At 69.7% G+C, this 17,222-nt stretch carries 18 protein-coding genes; 8 read left to right on the forward strand and 10 right to left on the reverse strand.

From position 1 onward, the window contains the following. Window positions 1–90 precede the first annotated feature (90 nt). The 7 genes from mnhG to PP359_RS08300 all read right to left on the reverse strand — a co-directional run bounded on the left by mnhG (window position 91) and on the right by PP359_RS08300 (window position 7,428). Window positions 91–447, reverse strand: coding sequence for a monovalent cation/H(+) antiporter subunit G (mnhG, locus tag PP359_RS08270; RefSeq protein WP_036286831.1), 357 nt, complete (start codon window positions 445–447; stop codon window positions 91–93). Continuing rightward, window positions 444–713 (reverse strand): MrpF/PhaF family protein, encoded by a 270-nt coding sequence (locus tag PP359_RS08275; RefSeq protein WP_036286829.1) that lies wholly within the window; start codon window positions 711–713, stop codon window positions 444–446. The genes mnhG and PP359_RS08275 overlap by 4 nt, the downstream gene beginning before the upstream one ends. Next, entirely contained in the window at window positions 710–1,291 is a 582-nt protein-coding gene (locus tag PP359_RS08280) for a Na+/H+ antiporter subunit E (RefSeq protein ID WP_036319432.1), read from the reverse strand. The genes PP359_RS08275 and PP359_RS08280 overlap by 4 nt, the downstream gene beginning before the upstream one ends. Continuing rightward, on the reverse strand, window positions 1,288–2,853 hold the full coding sequence (locus PP359_RS08285) for a Na+/H+ antiporter subunit D (protein WP_036319434.1): 1,566 nt from the start codon (window positions 2,851–2,853) through the stop codon (window positions 1,288–1,290). The genes PP359_RS08280 and PP359_RS08285 overlap by 4 nt, the downstream gene beginning before the upstream one ends. Further along, window positions 2,850–3,395: a Na(+)/H(+) antiporter subunit C gene (locus tag PP359_RS08290; RefSeq protein WP_039415297.1), complete on the reverse strand. Its 546-nt coding sequence runs from the start codon at window positions 3,393–3,395 to the stop codon at window positions 2,850–2,852. The genes PP359_RS08285 and PP359_RS08290 overlap by 4 nt, the downstream gene beginning before the upstream one ends. Then, the gene (locus PP359_RS08295; protein ID WP_499250815.1) at window positions 3,392–6,316 is read right to left on the reverse strand and encodes a Na+/H+ antiporter subunit A; all 2,925 of its coding nucleotides are present in this window, start codon (window positions 6,314–6,316) and stop codon (window positions 3,392–3,394) included. Before PP359_RS08295 ends, PP359_RS08290 begins: the two co-directional genes overlap by 4 nt. A 62-nt stretch (window positions 6,317–6,378) precedes the next feature. After that, window positions 6,379–7,428 carry a LacI family DNA-binding transcriptional regulator gene (locus PP359_RS08300; RefSeq protein WP_036319437.1) on the reverse strand — a complete coding sequence of 350 codons (1,050 nt, stop codon included), beginning with the start codon at window positions 7,426–7,428 and terminating at the stop codon, window positions 6,379–6,381. A gap of 108 nt (window positions 7,429–7,536) precedes the next feature. Here PP359_RS08300 and PP359_RS08305 point away from each other — a divergent pair, with 108 nt between their 5' ends. From PP359_RS08305 to PP359_RS08330, 6 genes are all read left to right on the forward strand, one after another. Continuing rightward, window positions 7,537–8,769 (forward strand): MFS transporter, encoded by a 1,233-nt coding sequence (locus PP359_RS08305; RefSeq protein WP_499250320.1) that lies wholly within the window; start codon window positions 7,537–7,539, stop codon window positions 8,767–8,769. Between the two features lie 83 nt (window positions 8,770–8,852). Then, window positions 8,853–10,184 carry an HNH endonuclease signature motif containing protein gene (locus PP359_RS08310; RefSeq protein WP_499250321.1) on the forward strand — a complete coding sequence of 444 codons (1,332 nt, stop codon included), beginning with the start codon at window positions 8,853–8,855 and terminating at the stop codon, window positions 10,182–10,184. Window positions 10,185–10,228: 44 nt separating this feature from the next. Then, window positions 10,229–10,921, forward strand: coding sequence for an endonuclease NucS (gene nucS / locus PP359_RS08315; RefSeq protein WP_039415284.1), 693 nt, complete (start codon window positions 10,229–10,231; stop codon window positions 10,919–10,921). 20 nt (window positions 10,922–10,941) lie between these two features. Further along, window positions 10,942–11,637, forward strand: a complete 696-nt coding sequence (locus PP359_RS08320) for an HAD hydrolase-like protein (protein WP_347418184.1) — start codon at window positions 10,942–10,944, stop codon at window positions 11,635–11,637. 136 nt (window positions 11,638–11,773) lie between these two features. Beyond that, on the forward strand, window positions 11,774–12,274 hold the full coding sequence (locus PP359_RS08325) for a septum formation family protein (protein WP_036319444.1): 501 nt from the start codon (window positions 11,774–11,776) through the stop codon (window positions 12,272–12,274). After that, window positions 12,271–13,299 carry a hypothetical protein gene (locus PP359_RS08330; protein ID WP_347418183.1) on the forward strand — a complete coding sequence of 343 codons (1,029 nt, stop codon included), beginning with the start codon at window positions 12,271–12,273 and terminating at the stop codon, window positions 13,297–13,299. The genes PP359_RS08325 and PP359_RS08330 overlap by 4 nt, the downstream gene beginning before the upstream one ends. A 95-nt stretch (window positions 13,300–13,394) precedes the next feature. Here PP359_RS08330 and PP359_RS08335 read toward each other — a convergent pair whose 3' ends face one another. After that, window positions 13,395–13,601: a cold-shock protein gene (locus PP359_RS08335; RefSeq protein WP_028496198.1), complete on the reverse strand. Its 207-nt coding sequence runs from the start codon at window positions 13,599–13,601 to the stop codon at window positions 13,395–13,397. Between the two features lie 208 nt (window positions 13,602–13,809). On the opposite strand from PP359_RS08335, the gene PP359_RS08340 reads away from it, so the two are divergent. Then, window positions 13,810–14,460, forward strand: a complete 651-nt coding sequence (locus PP359_RS08340) for a GntR family transcriptional regulator (RefSeq protein WP_347418182.1) — start codon at window positions 13,810–13,812, stop codon at window positions 14,458–14,460. Window positions 14,461–14,505: 45 nt separating this feature from the next. Here the strand turns inward: PP359_RS08340 and PP359_RS08345 are convergent, their stop codons facing one another. Next, window positions 14,506–15,252 carry an SDR family NAD(P)-dependent oxidoreductase gene (locus PP359_RS08345; RefSeq protein WP_347418181.1) on the reverse strand — a complete coding sequence of 249 codons (747 nt, stop codon included), beginning with the start codon at window positions 15,250–15,252 and terminating at the stop codon, window positions 14,506–14,508. 9 nt (window positions 15,253–15,261) lie between these two features. Continuing rightward, a complete protein-coding gene (locus tag PP359_RS08350; protein ID WP_347418180.1) occupies window positions 15,262–16,467 on the reverse strand; it encodes an MFS transporter in 1,206 nt (401 codons plus the stop codon). Window positions 16,468–16,527: 60 nt separating this feature from the next. On the opposite strand from PP359_RS08350, the gene PP359_RS08355 reads away from it, so the two are divergent. Beyond that, a complete protein-coding gene (locus PP359_RS08355) occupies window positions 16,528–17,214 on the forward strand; it encodes a GntR family transcriptional regulator (RefSeq protein ID WP_036319583.1) in 687 nt (228 codons plus the stop codon). Window positions 17,215–17,222: the final 8 nt, after the last annotated feature.

Consider the following 17,222-nt stretch of genomic DNA (forward strand, 5'->3'; position numbering starts at 1 on the left):
GTGTGGCGGCGATGCCGGACGAGTGCGCCGTTGTCCACAAGTGCCGCCGGCAGCGCCCGCACATCCGCCGATGGGGAGGAGTTCTCGCGCTCAGCCGCCCGCCGCAGGGGGCGTGCGACGGGCCTCGTCGAGCTCGTCGACGTACAGCGAGCGTTCGTCGATCGTGCCGTTGCGATAGGCCTGGCGTCCGACCATGTGCGCCGACAGCGGCGCGGTGGCCAGCTGCATCATCACCACGGGGACGAGGAAGGCGACCACCGGCCAGCTGCGCAGCGACAGCGCGATCGCGAGGCAGATGAGAATGAGCCCGAGCACCTGCGGCTTCGTCGCGGCATGCAGCCGCGTCGGCACATCGCGAAAGCGCAGCAGCCCGATCGCCGCCGTGACGCACAGCAAACCGCCGATGAGCACGAGCACGAGGGCCGCGATGTCGAGGAGATCGTTCATCGGTCGGTGTTGTCCCTCCGTGCGACGAAGCGCGCCACCGCGATGGAGCCGAAGACACCGACGGCAGCGATGATGAGCAGCGCCGGCAGCGACCGGGTGTGGTGGTTGATCACCATGTCCGCGCCCAGGGCGCACATGACGAGCGTCAGCAGCACGTCCGATGCCACGGCGCGGTCGAGGATCGACGGCCCCACGATGATGCGCCACAGCGTGAGAAGGCCCGCCGCCGCGAAGACGACGTAGATGGCGATGATGAGAACGGTCATCGAGGTGCGCCGCCTTCCCGCGGCGAGCGCGCACCGATCTGCTGAATGGCCCGCAGCTGGGCGCGCGATCCCACCGCGCGCACGATGCGCGCCTCCCAGCCCTGCACGGCGCGGCGCTGCTTCTCCACATCCTCGGCGGAGGAGACGCCGATGACGTGCAGGAAGAGAATGCGCCGGTCACGGTCGACGTCGACGATCAGCGAGCCCGGGATGAGCGACGCCGTCACGCCGACGTGGGCCATGATCAGGTCGTCGTCGGTGCGCAGCGGCACTGCGATCACCGCGGTGCCCGGATAGCGCCGCGGATTGAGGGTCTGCCACGCGACGAGCAAGGATCCACGGATCAGAGCGAGGAAGAACATCACCACGAAGACGAGGCCGTACCAGAGGTTCACCCGTCCCGACAGCTCGACCGCCGGCAGTCGGAACACGCGGGTGACCACGAGCGCCACGACGACGCCGGTCACGGCGGCGAGCACCGTGAACTGACCCCACAGCAGCATCCACAGGGCGACCAGCCACACGAAGAAGGGAAGCTGGCGCCAGACGGCAGCCGCCACCGACGACGTCGGACTCATGATCCGCCCCCGTCGTCGAGCTGCACCAGTGTCACGGGCGTGAGCAGCGCGTCGCCGATGCTCGCGCACAGCGCGTAGAGGGGACCGGCGAAGACCGTGAGGGCGACCGTGACCGCGACCATCCCCGCCGTCGTCGCGGTCATGATGCGCGGAATGACGCGGCGCGCGCCCTCGTCGTCGGCGGCCGGGGCGTCACCGAGGTACGAGATGCGCTCGACGACGCCGGTCTCCTCCGAATGGTCGTCGTCCTCGCGCCAGAAGGCGAGGTTCCACGCGCGCATGAGGGTGTACAGGGTCAACAGCGACGTGACGATGCCGCCGATGATCAGGAGGTACATGAGTGGCGTGCCGACCTCGGCCGCCGCGTCGAACAGCGCGAGCTTGCCGATGAATCCCGAGAACGGCGGCAGCCCGCCGAGGTTGATCGCCGGGATGAAGAACAGCACCGCGAGCAGGGGTGCGGCGCGCATCAGCCCCTTGACCTTCAGGATCGATGTCGAGCCGGCACGACGCTCGACGAGACCGACCGCGAGGAAGAGCGTGGTCTGCACGATGATGTGGTGGACCATGTAGTAGATGGTCGCGCCGAGGGCGAGGGGCGTCGCGATCGCGAGCCCGAACACGAGGTAGCCGACGTGGCTGACGAGTGTGAACGACAGGATGCGCTTGAGCTCGGCTTGGGCCAGCGCACCGAGGACGCCGACGATCATGGTCGCCAACGCGACGATCAGCAGCAGCGTGTTGACGTCGTTGTCCCGGAAGATCTGCGTCTCGGTGCGGATCATCGCGTAGACGCCGACTTTCGTCAGCAGGCCTGCGAAGACCGCCGTGACGGGTGCCGGCGCCGTCGGATACGAGTCGGGCAGCCAGAACGACAGCGGGAACACGGCCGCCTTGATGCTGAAGGCGAGCAGCAGCATCAGATGCAGGACGAGCTGCGTCGAATCGGGAAGCTCCGTCATCCGCTCGGCCAGCTGCGCGATGTTGACGGTGCCCAGGGCGCCGTAGATGGCAGCGATGGCGGCGAGGAAGAGGATCGAGGAGACGAGCGATACGACGATGTAGACGACCCCGGCGCGGATGCGCGACTCCGTGGAACCGAGGGTGATGAGCACGTACGAGGCGACCAGCAGGATCTCGAAGCCGACGTACAGGTTGAAGAGGTCGCCCGCGATGAACGCGTTGAAGATGCCCGCCGACAGGATGAGGTACGAGGGGTGGAAGATCGTCACGGGGGTGTCGTCGTCGCCGTCGGCGGCGCCCTGCCCGACGGAGAAGAGCAGAACGGCAAGCAGCACGATGCTCGAGATCACCACGAGCAGCGCCGCGAGACGATCGACGTACAGCACGATCCCGAACGGGATCGGCCAGCCGCCCACCGACACGGCGATCGCCTGCCCCGACGAGTCGACGGTGTACAGCAGCACGGCGGCGATCGCCAGCACGAGGGTGAGCGTGACGACCGACACACCGACCTGAACGCGGCGCTGGCGACCGAAGACGAGCGCGATGCCGGCGCCGAGCAGCGGCAGGGCGACGAGAAGGGGAACCAGAGCGCTCATCGCGCATCACCGCCGTCTCGGCCGTCTCGACCCGGACGGTCGACGGGGGCGTCGTCGCGGATGCCGTCGAGATCGCGATGGTGCAGCACCGTGATCGGGGCGGTCTCGGTGCCGATGAAGTCGGTCGTCGCGTCCTCATCCTCGTCCTCGATGGACGTCTCGTCGTCCATCTCGTCCTCTTCGACGGCACCGCGATCACGCACGGCGATGTCTTCCTCGTCGTCGACCACCGTGTCGGCCTGGCCGAGCTGCCACGAGCGGTAGATGAGCGCGAGCAGGAAGGCCGAGACGGCGAAGGTGATGACGATCGCCGTCAACGTCAGCGCCTGCGGCAGCGGGTCACTCATCTCGTCGACGCCGCCCGCACCGAAGAACGGGGCGATGCCGGGGCGGCCCATGACGACGAGCAGGAACAGGTTGGTGGCGTTGCCCAGCAGCAGGAAGCCGATGAGCACGCGGGTGAGGCTGCGCTCGAGCATGGCGTAGACGCCGCACGCGAAGAGGGCGGCCATGATGACGATGAGAACGGCCGAGACGGTCACGAGACGAGCACCCCCCTCTCGCGAAGCTCCTGCGTCTGCCGGTCGACCTCGCCACCGAGCGAACGCAGCACGTCGAGCACGAGACCGATCACGACGAGGTAGACACCGATGTCGAAGAGCGTCGACGTCACGAACTCGATGTGACCGACGACCGGGATCTCCGCCTCCCAGAACACGCTCTTCAGGGGCGGCAGGCCGAACAGCAGCAGCGGCACCACCGCGGAGGCCACGGCGAGCGTCATCCCCGCACCGAGAAGGCGCCCGGCATCCGTGGGGGCGGCCGCCCCGAGCTCGTACCGACCACCGGCGACGTAGCGCATGACCAGCGCCATACCGGCGACCAGGCCACCCGCAAAGCCGCCGCCGGGAAGGTTGTGACCGGCGAAGAGCAGGTAGATCGACACGACGATGATCGTGTGGAAGAGGATCCGAACGATGACTTCGAGCAGGATCGACCGATTCTCCGGGCGTACCTTCTGTCCACCCACGAGCCATGTCTGACGCGTGCTGTCGGGATCGCTTCCGCGGGGACGCGGCCCCTCCGCGGTCTCGATGAGGGGCCGCCGCGTGCGGGTGACCCCCGTCGGCAGCGCCGAGATCGATCGCGAGATGAGATCGGAGCGGTGGGTGACGAACACCAGCGAGGCCACCCCGGTGGCGGCGAGGATCAGGACCGACAGCTCGCCCATCGTGTCCCAGCCGCGCAGGTCGACGAGGGCGACGTTCACGACGTTCTTGCCGTGCCCGAGCTCATAGGCGAGGTCGGGGAAGCGATCGGAGATCGGCGTCGCGACGCGCGCACCGGTCGCGACCATCGCGACCATCGCCATCGTGGCGCCGACGGCGACGGCGAGGATCGCCCGCAGGATCGGCTTGACCGAGGCGTTGTGCTCGCCCAGGCGCGCGGGGATCCGTCGCAGCACCAGCGCGAACGCCACGAGCGTGACCGTCTCGACGAGGATCTGCGTCAGTGCGAGGTCGGGTGCCCCGCTCGTCGCGAACAGGGCGATCATGCCGAGTCCGGTCGCCGAGACGAGGACGACGCCGGTGTAGCGCTTCCGAGCCCGTACCGCGAAGATGCCCGCGACGATCATGATCGGCGCGACGACCAGCTGCATCGGCGTCTGCCAGGCGTCGAGCGAGATCTGCCAGTCGCCGCCCGCGAACAGCGCCGTGCCCTCGGCCGCCACGAAGACGACGAAGATCGTGCCGACGTACACCGGAAGCGAACCCCGCTGGGTGAAGGTCGTGGTCCACACGGCGATGCGCGCGATCATGCGCAGCACCAGGTTGTAGACGTCGGCGGCCGTGAACGGCAGCACGCGACGCGGCATGCGGCCCGTGCGCTGCGCGATCGTGAACACCAGCGCGCCCACAGCGATGCTGGCCAGCGACAGGAACAGGGCCGGCTCCCATCCGTGCCAGAGCGCCAGGTGATACGGATATCCGCCGGCGGTGGGGAGCGTGTCGGCGTAGCCGGAGAAGGCGTGATCGAGCAACGGTGCCGCGAAGCCGGCGGCGAGAGTCAGGACGGCCAACAGGATCGGCGCCGCGAGGAAGCCCAGCGGTGGATCGGGCCATTGCGTGGCAGGGCGGGCCGCGCCGGCGGCATCCTTCTTCGTCCAGAAGGCGCCCCACACGAAACGCAGACCGTACGCGGTCGTGAGGATCGAGCCGAGAAGGATGCCGAGCAGAGGGATGAGCGCATCAGGGCGCGTGCCGCCTTCGAGCAGCGAGCTGAGCACCGCCTCTTTCGCAACGAAACCGACGGTGGGGGCGAACCCCACCATCGACGCGATGGCGATGATCGACACCACCGCGAGCGTGGGTGCCTGGCGACCGACACCGGACAGCTCGCCGATGTCACGGGTCGACAGCTGACGGTCGATGACGCCGACCACGAGGAAGAGCGCCGATTTGAAGAGCGCGTGGCCGATCAGCAGCGCGAGGCCCGCGAGCGCGGAGTTGCGCTCTCCGTAGCCCAACACGACGGTGAGCATGCCGAGCTGGCTCACCGTGCCGAACGCGAGGATGCGCTTGAGATCGGATTCGCGCAGCGCCTGGAAGCCGCCCAGCAGCATCGTGAAGATGCCCAGACCGATGACGATCGGTCGCCACAGCTCGTTCTCGGCGAACGCCGGCGCGAGCCGGGCGATCAGATAGATGCCGGCCTTGACCATCGCGGCCGCATGCAGATACGCGCTCACGGGCGTGGGCGCGGCCATCGCACCGGGGAGCCAGAAGTGGAAGGGGAAGATGGCCGATTTGCTGAGCGCACCGACCAGCAGGAGAACGATCGCGGTGGCGAGCAGTCCGTCACTTCCCGGCCGCAGGGCCGCCGCACCGCTCACGATCGCGGTGATGCTGTTCGTGCCGTAGATCACCGAGAGCATGACCGCGCCGACGAACATCACGAGTCCGCCGAGTGTCGTGACGAGCAGCGCCTGGAGGGCGGCTCGTCGGCTCGCGCCGCGCGCGTGGTAGAAGCCGATGAGCAGGTAGGACAGGATGCTGGTGATCTCCCAGAACATCACGAGCACGATGATGTCGTCCGTCAGGACGAGTCCGTACATCGCCCCTGCGAACCCGAGGAGCACCGCGGCGAACAGGCCGACGCCCTGCGTCTTGCCGTCGAAATACCAGCGGCAATACAGCAGGACGAGCGCTCCCACCCCCGTGACGATGAGCGTGAGGACCCAGCTGAGGGTGTCCATGCGCATCGAGAGATCGATGCCGAGTTGGGGGATCCAAGGAAGGGACTCGGCCGGCACCCGACCGGCGATGACCTCGGGCGTGGCCATGGCGGCGTGGACGAAGGCCACGACCGGCAGCAGCGCTGCGACGAAGAATGCTCGCGAGCCGATTCGCCCGACCAGCCACGGCAGCGCCAGCGGAATCACCGCGAACGCAGCCAGGAGCACGAGCAATCTGGCCTCCTGACGGGTCGCGGGGGTCGGAAGGCCAGTCTACCGGGCGCCCGGTGTCACCCGGCGCGCGAGGTCGTATTACCGATGCGGAATGTAGAAGTGAGGTCGACCGACTCCGGTTCACGCCCGTCGAGCATCGCAGCGATCGCGGCGCCTGCCGCGCGGCCCTTGGCCGTCGCGGGCTGGACGAGCGTGGTCAGCTCGTAGGGGGCGAGCCCGTCGACGGGAACGCCGTCGAACCCGGTGACGCTGACGTCCTGGGGCACGCGCAGACCGGCATCCTCGGCGGCGCGGATGACACCGGCGGCCAGAAGGTCGCTCTGCGCGATGACGGCGGTGGGCCGGGTGCGCGGGTCGGCGAACAGCACGCGCCCCGCGGCGAATCCGTCGTCGATGGAGCTGCCCGCGCACGCGAAGGCCGGCGCGTCGGGGAAGACGTCACGAGCTCCCTGAAGACGATCGCGCGTCACGTCGACCGCGATCTCGGCATCCGGCGCGATCCACCCGACCGTGCCGGCGGCGTCCTGCCACAGCGTGACGATCGCGACGCGGGTGTGGCCGAGATCGCGGACGTGCTGCGCCGCCCGCCGCTGCGCGTCACGGTTGTCCAGAGCGATGCGGGGAATGCCCTCGCCGGCGTCTCCTTCGACCACCACGACGGGGATGCCGCGGGCCTGGACGATCGGCAGCGACGCGCGGAGCGACCCATCGCAGCCGATGAGCACCGCGGCGTCGATGGACGCCGTCGTCAGGGTGGGGGCGTTCTCGATGTCGAGCTCGGCGTCGCGGCGAAGGAGGAGGAGGCCCGCACCGAGGGGGGCGACGGCTTCGGCGAGCCCGTCCATCAGGAGACGCTGGACGGGGTCGACGAACATGAAGTTCAAGGATGAACCGACGACCACGGCGACGATGCCGCTGCGGCCCAGACGCAGCGAGGCGGCGCGGGGGTCGGGCCCGGTGTAGCCGAGGGAGTCGGCGGCCTCGATGACCCGCAGTCGCGTGGTGTCGGAGACCGGGGTCTTGCCGCTGAAGACGACGGACGCCGTCGACGGCGAGACGCCCGCGACGCGGGCGACGTCGGCGATGGTGGCCCGGCGGTTCGTCACTCCCCGATGCTAACCCGCGTCGAATCGTTTCGGGCCGGAGATCGGGGACGTGGCGCGCTCGTCGTCGAAGGATCGAATCGATTCGAGAAATGTGGATACAGTGAGGGGGTGATCTCCCGCTCCCACCTCGACCGCCGCCAGCTCGTCCGCTGGCGCACCTCGATCTTCACGCTGTTCCTCCTGTGCGGCGTGACCTTCGCGTCCTGGGCGTCGCGGCTGCCGGCCGTCAAGCAGAACCTCGCGATCGACGACTTCGAGGTCGGCATCCTGCTGTTCGCCATGGGTGCCGGCTCGCTCATCGGCGTGATGTCGGCCAACGTCGTGGTCGTTCGCTGGGGCGCCAAGCGCGGGCTGTCCGTCACGATCGTGGGCATCGCCATCGGCCTGTTCCTGGCCGCGCTGGGAGTGGACGCGCTGTCGTCCTATCCCCTGACGGTGATCGGATTGGCGACCCTCGGCCTGTGCTTCGGCGCCACGGACGTCATGATGAACGTCGAGGCGGCCGAGGTCGAGCAGGCGTTCGAGCGCACTCTCATGCCGCTTTTCCACGCGTTCTTCAGCCTCGGCACCGTCGCGGGCGCCGGTATCGGCGTCGCGATGACGGCCTGGGGCGTCGGTGCATCGTGGCACCTCGGCACCGTGGCCGTCGTCTGGCTCGTGATCACGGCCAACGCGCTGCGATCCATCCCCCTGCAGGAGCAGGTCTCGGTCAACCCCGACGCCGCGTCTCCGGGGCGTCGCGAGCGTCTGCATGCCGCGCTCGAGGTCTGGCGCGATCCGCGCACCTACGCGATCGGCGCCATCATCCTCGGCATGGCCTTCGCCGAAGGCAGTGCGAACGACTGGCTGACGATCGCGGTCGTCGACGGTCACAACGAGTCGGAGGCCACCGGAGCGGTCTTCCTCACGGTCTTCTCCGTCGCGATGACGGTGTTCCGCGCGGTGGGCGGCCCGCTCGTCGACCGCATCGGTCGCGTGTGGACCCTGCGAGCCCTGTCGGTGGCCGCCGGGGTGGGTCTGGTCGTCTTCATTCTCGCGCCGAACCTTCCGGTCGCCTTCATCGGCGTCGCCCTGTGGGGGGCGGGCGCGTCGCTGGGCTTCCCCCTCGGCATGTCGGCTGCGGCCGACGATCCCCGCAAGGCCGCGGCATCCGTCTCCGCAGCGGCGACGATCGGGTACGTCGCCTTCCTCTGCGGACCGCCCGTCCTCGGCTGGGTCAGCCACCAGATCGGCATCCTGAACACCCTCTGGATCATCGTCGGGCTCATCGCCATGAGCGGCTTGGCATCCGGCGCCGCCAAGCCGATCGCGGGGTCGAAGGTGGGCGCGGGACACCACTGAGGCGGTCGCTCTCCCCGGGATGCCGCGACGGTCACCTGTGGATATATCGAACAAATGTCCGAATGTCGCCGTACACTCGGGGTATGACGGAGATCGCGCCGGGGGGCGTCATCGAGAGCGGCGGCCGGTTCGTGGCTGTACTGTCGGGTCTCGTTGCGGACGCTGAGGCGGTGGCTCGCGCTGTAACGGCGGCGCAGGTCGCGGAGGTGCGGGTGCTGGCGCGGGCGGGTCAGCTCGCGGAGCGGGAGGCGGCGGCACAGCGGGGGTCGGTGCGGGAGCATGACATGGTGTTGCGCTCGATCGCGGCGGAGCTGGGTGGGGTGCTGCGGGTGACCGATCGGACGGTGCAGCAGCGGATCGGTGAGGCGCGTGAACTCGTCGAAAGCTACCCCGCGACCCTCGACGCGTGGGAGGCGGAGCGGATCACGCGTGGTCATGTGCGGGTGATCGTGGATGCCGGCGGGCTCGTTCCCGCCGAGCGGCGGGCGGAGTTCGAAGCGGAGGCGATCCGGCTCTGTGAGGGGGATACGCCCAACCGGGTGCGGGCGGCGGTGGAGATTCTCGCCGAACGCACCGCGGAGCGTTCCTTCACCGAGCGCCACCGCACGGCGAGCGCGTGCCGCCGGGTCCGGGTGATCCCCGGGGCTGATGGCATGTCCGACCTCGTCGCGACAGTGCCGACGGTCATCGCCCACGGCATCCTCGACCGTCTTACGCAGCAGGCGATGGTGATCGCCGACAGCCGCCATCACGAGGGCGACGGCGTTGGCGATGGCGATACGCGGACGATGGATCAGATTCGCGCCGACGTGCTCTGCGACATGCTGCTCACCGGCAGCCCGACCCTCGACCCCAGCGCGGTCGGCGACCGGCCCGGGGCCCTGGGCGCGATCCGCGCGCAGGTTCAGGTCATCGTCCCCGCACTCACCCTGCTCGACGCCGACGACGGACCCGCCGACCTCGTCGGACGTACCCCGGTCGACGCCGATACCGCCCGCGCTCTCGCCGCAAACGCGCCCACGCTCACCCGGATCCTCACCGACCCCGTCGACGGGACCGTGATCGCCGTCGATCGGTACCGCACCGCACAGTCGCAGCGTCGATTTCTCCGCGCGCGCGACCAGCACTGCCGGTTCCCCGGATGCCGACGGGCAGCGATCCGCTGCGAGATCGACCACACCGTCGACCACGCGCAGGGCGGCCCCACTGCCCTCTGGAACCTCGCCCACCTGTGTCAGCGGCACCACTCGATGAAGCAGTTCACCGCGTGGAGAGTGCGACAACACCCCGGCGGCATCCTCGAATGGACCTCACCCACCGGACGGGTCTACCGAGAAGACGCCCCCGTCCCCCTCGTGGCGTTCACGGTCGACCCACCACCGCATCCACCCGCGGAATCCGTGCCACCCTTCTGAGCGACCGCGCGGGTTCTCCCCGCGCGCCCTGCGAGACTGGACGAGTGCGTCTCATCATCGCCCGCTGCTCCGTCGACTACTCCGGACGGCTGAACACCCATCTTCCGCTGGCGACCCGCCTGATCATGATCAAGGCCGACGGCACCGTCGCGTTCCATCGGGACATTCAGCACGCCCCGCTCAACTGGATGAGCCCTCCGTGCACCCTGACCGTCGAGGCACCGGATGCCGAGTCTGCGTCGGCCGGTGTGATCGAACACTGGCGCGTCACCCACGCGAAGACCGGCGATGCGCTTCTCGTTCGGATCTACGAGGTTCTGCACGACTCGTCGCACGAGCTCGGTGTCGATCCCGGCCTGCAGAAGGACGGCGTCGAGGCCGACCTGCAGCGCCTGCTCGCCGAGCAGGTCGATGTGATCGGGGACGGCCTCACTCTCGTGCGCCGGGAGTTCCCGACGGCGATCGGCCCCGTGGACCTGCTGCTGCGCAATCCCGCGGGCGGCACCATCGCGGTCGAGGTCAAGCGCCGTGGCGACATCGACGGCGTCGAGCAGCTCACTCGGTACCTGGAGCTGCTCAACCGCGACCCGCACCTCGCACCGGTGGCGGGAGTGTTCGCCGCCCAAGAGATCAAACCGCAAGCCAAGACGCTCGCCGGCGACCGCGGCATCCGTTGCGTGACCCTCGACTACGAAGGCATGAAGGGCGTCGAATCGGGCGCGCCGCGACTGTTCTGACGGCACCCTAGGCTGGACCCATGACGATGCGATCCCCTTTCACGTGCGTGCTCTGGGACGTCGACGGGACCCTCGTCGACGCTTCCGACGGCATCCTCCGGCGCCTCACGACCGCCCTCGAGCACTTCGGCAAGCCCGCACCGACGCGTGACGAGCTCGAGCACTGGATCGGCCCGCCGATGTTCAACTCGTTCCAGGACAACGTCGGCATGACCCCGGAGCAGGCCACCGAGGCCGTCGCGTACTACCGCACCCTGGGCAAGGCCGACGGTTACACCACGGGAGCGCGACTGTACCCGGGGGTGGCCGAGATCATCGCCGACCTCGACGCTGCGGGAATCTCCCAGGCGACGGCGAGCTCGAAGCCGGAGGTGCAGGTCGTCGCACTCATGGAGCACTTCGATCTGGCGCCGCACATGACGGCGATGGTCGGCTCCACCCCCGACGAGAAGACGCTCGCATCGAAGTCCGACATCGTCGCCGAGGCCCTGCGGCGGCTGCGTGCGGCGGGCGTCGACACGAGCCGTCCGGTGCTCATCGGCGACCGCCACCACGACGTCGAGGGCGGCGCCGCGCAAGGGGTGCCGGTGGTCTTCGTGCGGTGGGGCTTCAGCTGGCCCCACGAGGCCGATGGTGCGTCGGCCGCCGTGGAGAACGCGGCGCAGCTGCGGGCACTGCTGCTCATCGATGATGAGACGGCGTCTCACGCCGGCTGAGCTCTACCGATATATTGGGGGCGCTGCACGGCCGGGGCACGGCCGGGAGTCGGTGACGTGCCCCTGTTCCTCTCACGCGGAGCGTGGGAGCGTGCGGCCAGTGTGAGTCGACATACGTAACCGGAAAGAGTGCCCCATGCGCCTGCACCGCATCATCCCCGCCGCCGCCCTCGTGTCGAGCGTGATCCTCCTCGGAGGCTGCTCCACGATCACGAACCTGATCGGGGGTGATCAGGCCGTCCGCGACGCCGACACCGGACAGGTGACGGAATCCGGCAAGGCCGACGCGTTCACCATCAAGGTCGGCGACTGCTTCAACGACCAGAGTGGCGAGCAGATCAGCGATGTTCCCGCCGTGCCCTGCACCGACCCGCACGACAACGAGGTGTACTACGACCTGACGATGCCGGCCGGTGACTACCCCGGCGACAGCGCGGTGACCGACGCCGCCGAGAAGGGATGCGGAGACGCCTTCTCGACGTTCGTCGGCGTGCCGTACGAAGAGTCGACGCTCGAGTTCAGCTACCTGTTCCCGACGAAGGACAGCTGGGAGGGCGCCGACGACCGCCTGATCTCGTGCATCGTCTACGACCGGTCCGGCAAGGTGACCGGCAGCCTCGCCGGCGCCGCCCGATGAGCACGCCGTCGGGCGAGCAGGTCGTCTTCCGCGGCTCTCTCGCCCGACGGGCGCTCGGCGCCCTCGTCCTGTCGGCGGTCCTCGGCGCCCTGGCACTGTTCGCCCTGCCCTCGTTCCTGCCCGTCACCACGAGCAGGTCGACGCGGGCCACTCTCGCCATCACGGCCGCGGTCATCGTCGTCGCGCTCGTGTGGGGCAGCGCGCTCTGGTACGCGAACACGCGCGTGATCGTCGACCGCGACGCCGTCGAGATCCGCCGTCCCGGACAGCTGCTGCATCGATGGGAGCGCTCGAACGCGGCGTTCACCAGTCGCATCACCAAGCGCTACACCAACGGCATCCCGTCCGGTGTCGATCGGACGCTGATCGTGGAGTCGCCCGGCCGCCGCGACGAAGTGAACGTCCCGCTGTCACGCGAGGCGTTCACCGAGCTGGTGGCCCTGCTCTCGCCGCTCACGGAACACGTCGCCGTCCGAGAGGCCGACGGCATCCACACCGCTGCGTCTCTCGTCGGCACGCGGAGCTTCAGCCCCGATGCCACGGCAGTGCGGCGCAGCGCACGTCGCGCCGGCGTCGCGGCCGCCGTTGTCGTCGCCATCGCCGTCGTCACGATCGCCGTGGCGATGTCGGGCGTGCTGGTGCGCGACGATCGCGAGATCGTGTCGGTCGTGGTCGTGCCACTGCTGCTCGTGCTCGCGGTGATCCTGGGCGTCGTCGCGCTCGTCACCGCCGCGCGGGCTCGCTCGGTACCCGGACGCGTCGATGTGTCGGCGGGTGCCGTCACGGTCGACGGGCAGACCTTCTTCCTCGCACAGCAGCGCGCCGTGCGTCTCAGCCCGCCCGCCTATCCCCGCCGCCGACTCGTCGTCGTCGATCCGACGGGAACCACCCGCCGCTGGCTGCTCGGGCTGCCGGGATCATCGAAGCGCACGCCGGAGATCCTGCCGGCCTACCCCGACCTCGTGGCCGCCGTCGCCGCTGCCGCCGTCGGCGCCGAGCAGATCGTGCGGCTCGATCTGGAGTGATCCTCGCTCACGACGAACGAGCCGTCGTCCCACACAGTGTGGACGACGGCTCGCTCCGACGTGAAAACGGCCCGCTCGAAAGCGGGCCGTCGAACTCACAGGGGTCGGATGTTCTCCGCCTGCAGGCCCTTGGGGCCCTGGGCGATCTCGAACTCGACGCGCTGGTTCTCCTCGAGCGAGCGGTAGCCGCCCGACTGAATGGCGGAGTAGTGGGCGAAGACGTCAGCGCCGCCCTCATCGGGAGCGATGAACCCGAAGCCCTTCTCCGAGTTGAACCACTTGACGGTACCGCTGGTGCTCATGAACTGCCTTACTGACGTGCGATGACGACGCGAGTGCGCCGACGGGCTCCACGCTAACGGTCGGCATGGCCTCGCGCAGTATCAGATGAGACAAGGTGACACAAACGTTGCAAGAACACAGCCAAAGGTGGCAACCCCGACACGCTCGCCCGCCGGCGGCCGGCAGCCGTACACTCGTCACTGAGATGACCCGAACCGTCTCAGCAAGATGTCTACTTTTCTTCGACCGATCGATCACAACGATCTGACCACGGGCGTGAGCCTGAGCGACGAGGTCTACGCGCGCATCGGCGCGGCCATCGTTGATGGCTCCCTCGCGCCCGGAGAACGTCTGCGCGACGGCGACATCGCGGCGCAGTTGGGCATCTCGCGCACTCCCGTGCGAGAGGCTCTGCAGCGCCTGGAGCGTTTCGGCCTCGTCGAGATCGCCGTCGGACGCTACACCCGCGTGTCCGTGCCCGACGAGCGCGTGCGACGCGAAACCGGAGTGTTCACCGCCTACCTCATGGGCAACGCGATCCGTCTCGCGCTCGCCAACGCCACCGACGCCGAGCTCGACGGCATCGTCGCGGTGGCCGGCACCGTCGTCGACAGCGCGGCGCACCGCGACATCGCGTCGCTGTTCTCCCGCTGTACGCAGATGTTCGAGCTCATGACCCGCGCCACCCACAACACGGTGTTCATCGGCGTCGTTCGCGAGGTGGCGCTGACGATCGAGCGGAATCTGCGCGGTTGGGACCCGTTCCTCACGGCAGCGGCCGGTCGCGTCGACCTCTTCGACGCGCTGCGACGCCAGCTCGCCGAGCGCGACGGTCGCGGCGCCGAGGAGACGCTGCGACGGCTCCACGATCTGCACTGATTCCGCGCCGATGCGAGTCGGCGGATGCCGAGTGACCGGCGGCGTTCAGCGTCCGAGCACCATGCCGCCGTTCGCCGAGATGATCTGGCCGGTCACCCACCCGGCATCCGGACCGAGCAGCCAGGCGATGATCCCGCCGATCTCCTCGGCCGTGCCCACCCGGCCGACGAGGGTCTGCGCGATGCGGTTCTGCACGACGTCGTCCGAGACCCCCGCCCAGAACTCGGTCCCGGGCACGAATCCCGGTGCGACGACGTTGGCTGTGCCGCCGAAGCGGCCCAGCTGCGCGGCGAGATCGAACATCCACGCGTGCAGGGCAGCCTTGGACGCACCGTACGAACCGGTCCGCGAGCCACGCAGGGCCGAGACCGACGACAGCAGCACGACGCGCCCCCCGTCGGCTTCCAGCGCGGGTCGCAGCGCTTCGACCAGCAGGACCGCGGTCACGACGTTGAGGTCGAATCCCGCACGCCAGTGATCGCGGACTGCTTCGAGGCTGTCGTCGGACGCCGCGGGGGCGTTCCCGCCGGCGGAGGCGACCACACCGACACAGCCCAGCCCCGCGTCGCGCACGGCATCCGCCACACGGCGCGCGCCGTCGGGGGTGCTGACGTCGGCATCCACGACGAGGAACGACGACGGATCGTGGGCGGCGACCTCCTCGAGCGGTGCCCGCCGGCGGCCGACGAGGGTGACGTGGCGACCGGATGCGGCGAGGCGGAGGGCGGCGGCACGGCCGATACCGGTGCCGGCACCGGAGACGACGACGGTGGAGCGATGCGGGTCGTTCATGACACCACGCTAACCGTGCATGCCGCGGTCTCGGCGGGGAGTGATCGCGAGCGCGGCGAGCGGCGTCGCGCCGACCAGCGCGAAGGCGAGGGGGTAGCCGACCAGGGTGACGAGCGACCCGACCAGCGGGCCGACCGCCGACGCCGCGACGAACTGCCCGGTGTTCTGGATGCCGAGGGCGCGACCCGACCAGAAGGGTCCGGCCGCTTCGGCCACCGACGTGTACGCGAGGCCGTTGTCGGCGACCGCGATCGTGGACGCGACGAGATACAGCACGCCGACGAGCGCGTCGGCGTGCACGGCGCCGGCGACCGCGAGCGCCGCCATCGCCACGACACCGGCGCCGGCCACCCACCGCAGCACGCCGACGCGCGTGCCGACGCGGTCGCTGAGGTGGCCCACGACGATCCGGCCCAGCGCGCCCACGAACTGCGACGCCGCCACGAGGACGCCGGCCGCCGCCGCACTCCATCCCATCGCCGTCACCAGCCACACCAGGCCGAAGATCGAGAGCGCGAACTGCGGGACGACGAGCAGAGCCGAGGCCACGTGGATGCGGACCAGGAACGCGCCGGCGCGATAGGGGTTGGCCGCGGCATCCGCTCCACCGGCGCGGCGCGCAGGTCGCGGAGGATTGCGGATGCCCCACGCGCAGAGCACGGCGAGCGCCGCCGTCACGACGGCGACCACGACGAAGGGCGCGGCGAGCCCGCCGTCGGCCAGCGGTGGAACGATCAGCGCAGCGGTGGCGACGCCGAGCGGCTGGGACATCTGGCGGATGCCCATCGCGAGTCCGCGGCGCTCCACGGGGAACCAGCCGATCACGACGCGGCCGCTGGCGGCGTTCGTGCTGGCCGAGGCGGCGCCACCGAAGGCGAGGAGCACGCCGAGAACGAGATATCCGTCGCCGCTCGCTGCGGCGGCAGCGAGCGAGAACACCGCGGTGAGGACGAGTCCGCCGGCGATGATCTGCCGCTCGCCGTAGCGGTCGGTGAGGACCCCCCACGCGACGAGCGTGCACACCATGCCGATGGTGGGCGCCGATGCCAGAAGCCCGGCCTGCGCGAGCGGCATGGCGCGCTCGGTGTGCAGGAGCGGGATCAGATACGCCGGCGCCGACACCAGGAGGGTGCCGGCGGCCTGTGCCAGCACACCCAGGGCCAGCATCAGCCACGCCCGCGTGGGCGTGGCCGTCGTCGTTTTCGTGCTCGGCATCGTCGGATCCTCCGTCGGGTACACTCTGGTATACCACTTTGGTGCACCAGAGGAGCGATGATGACCACCTCCCCCGAGACGAGCGGTCCGTACGAGCGCCTCCGCGCCGCCATCCTGTCCCTCGACCTGTTACCGGGTGAGCGGCTGAGTGAACGGGGCCTCGAGTCGATGCTGGGCGCATCCCGCACCCCCATCCGCGCCGCCCTCATGCGCCTCGAGAACGAAGGCCTGACGCTTCGCGACGCCCGCACCTGGCGGGTCACTCCGATCGACCTCAGCGAGATCCGTGCGCTCATGGAGTACCGCGAGGCCCTCGAGACCGCGGTCGTGGCGCTCGCCGTGGACCGTGCCGAGGATGCGGACCTCGAAAGCCTCGATGCGATCGTTCGCGCCGGCGGCGAGCACGACGATGCCGACGCGGTCCTGCGCGACGGCAGCGACTTCCACGTCGCCCTGGCACGACTGTCGCGCAACCCGTTCCTGGTCGACGCGATCGCCGGCACGCTTCTGCGCCTCAGCCGCACGCGGTGGCTCGAGGTGCGCAGCGCCGCCTCCCGGGCCCAGGCGGCCGCCGAACACCGGGAGATCGTGACCGCGGTCGCCGCCCGGGATGCCGAGCGCGCACGGGCGCTCGTCGTCGCGCACGCCCGCGGCACGCGCGACCGGCTGCTCGCTTCGCTGTCCGAGGACCGCCTGCGCCTGCGCGGGCGCGGACTGTCGATCGTGGAGTCGGCCGCCGCGGGCTGAGATCGCGC

The organism is Sphingomonas sp. BLCC-B65 (genome assembly GCF_028550675.1).
Lineage (GTDB): Bacteria > Actinomycetota > Actinomycetes > Actinomycetales > Microbacteriaceae > Microbacterium.

What these genes read in the sequence shown, in the direction of transcription:
- mnhG (WP_036286831.1), bottom strand. Translation starts at nt 447, where the DNA reads ATGAACGATCTCCTCGACATCGCGGCCCTCGTGCTCGTGCTCATCGGC.
- PP359_RS08275 (WP_036286829.1), bottom strand. Translation starts at nt 713, where the DNA reads ATGACCGTTCTCATCATCGCCATCTACGTCGTCTTCGCGGCGGCGGGC.
- PP359_RS08280 (WP_036319432.1), bottom strand. Translation starts at nt 1,291, where the DNA reads ATGAGTCCGACGTCGTCGGTGGCGGCTGCCGTCTGGCGCCAGCTTCCC.
- PP359_RS08285 (WP_036319434.1), bottom strand. Translation starts at nt 2,853, where the DNA reads ATGAGCGCTCTGGTTCCCCTTCTCGTCGCCCTGCCGCTGCTCGGCGCC.
- PP359_RS08310 (WP_499250321.1), top strand. Translation starts at nt 8,853, where the DNA reads ATGACGGAGATCGCGCCGGGGGGCGTCATCGAGAGCGGCGGCCGGTTC.
- PP359_RS08320 (WP_347418184.1), top strand. Translation starts at nt 10,942, where the DNA reads ATGACGATGCGATCCCCTTTCACGTGCGTGCTCTGGGACGTCGACGGG.
- PP359_RS08325 (WP_036319444.1), top strand. Translation starts at nt 11,774, where the DNA reads ATGCGCCTGCACCGCATCATCCCCGCCGCCGCCCTCGTGTCGAGCGTG.
- PP359_RS08330 (WP_347418183.1), top strand. Translation starts at nt 12,271, where the DNA reads ATGAGCACGCCGTCGGGCGAGCAGGTCGTCTTCCGCGGCTCTCTCGCC.
- PP359_RS08335 (WP_028496198.1), bottom strand. Translation starts at nt 13,601, where the DNA reads ATGAGCACCAGCGGTACCGTCAAGTGGTTCAACTCGGAGAAGGGCTTC.
- PP359_RS08340 (WP_347418182.1), top strand. Translation starts at nt 13,810, where the DNA reads ATGTCTACTTTTCTTCGACCGATCGATCACAACGATCTGACCACGGGC.
- PP359_RS08345 (WP_347418181.1), bottom strand. Translation starts at nt 15,252, where the DNA reads ATGAACGACCCGCATCGCTCCACCGTCGTCGTCTCCGGTGCCGGCACC.
- PP359_RS08350 (WP_347418180.1), bottom strand. Translation starts at nt 16,467, where the DNA reads ATGCCGAGCACGAAAACGACGACGGCCACGCCCACGCGGGCGTGGCTG.
- PP359_RS08355 (WP_036319583.1), top strand. Translation starts at nt 16,528, where the DNA reads ATGACCACCTCCCCCGAGACGAGCGGTCCGTACGAGCGCCTCCGCGCC.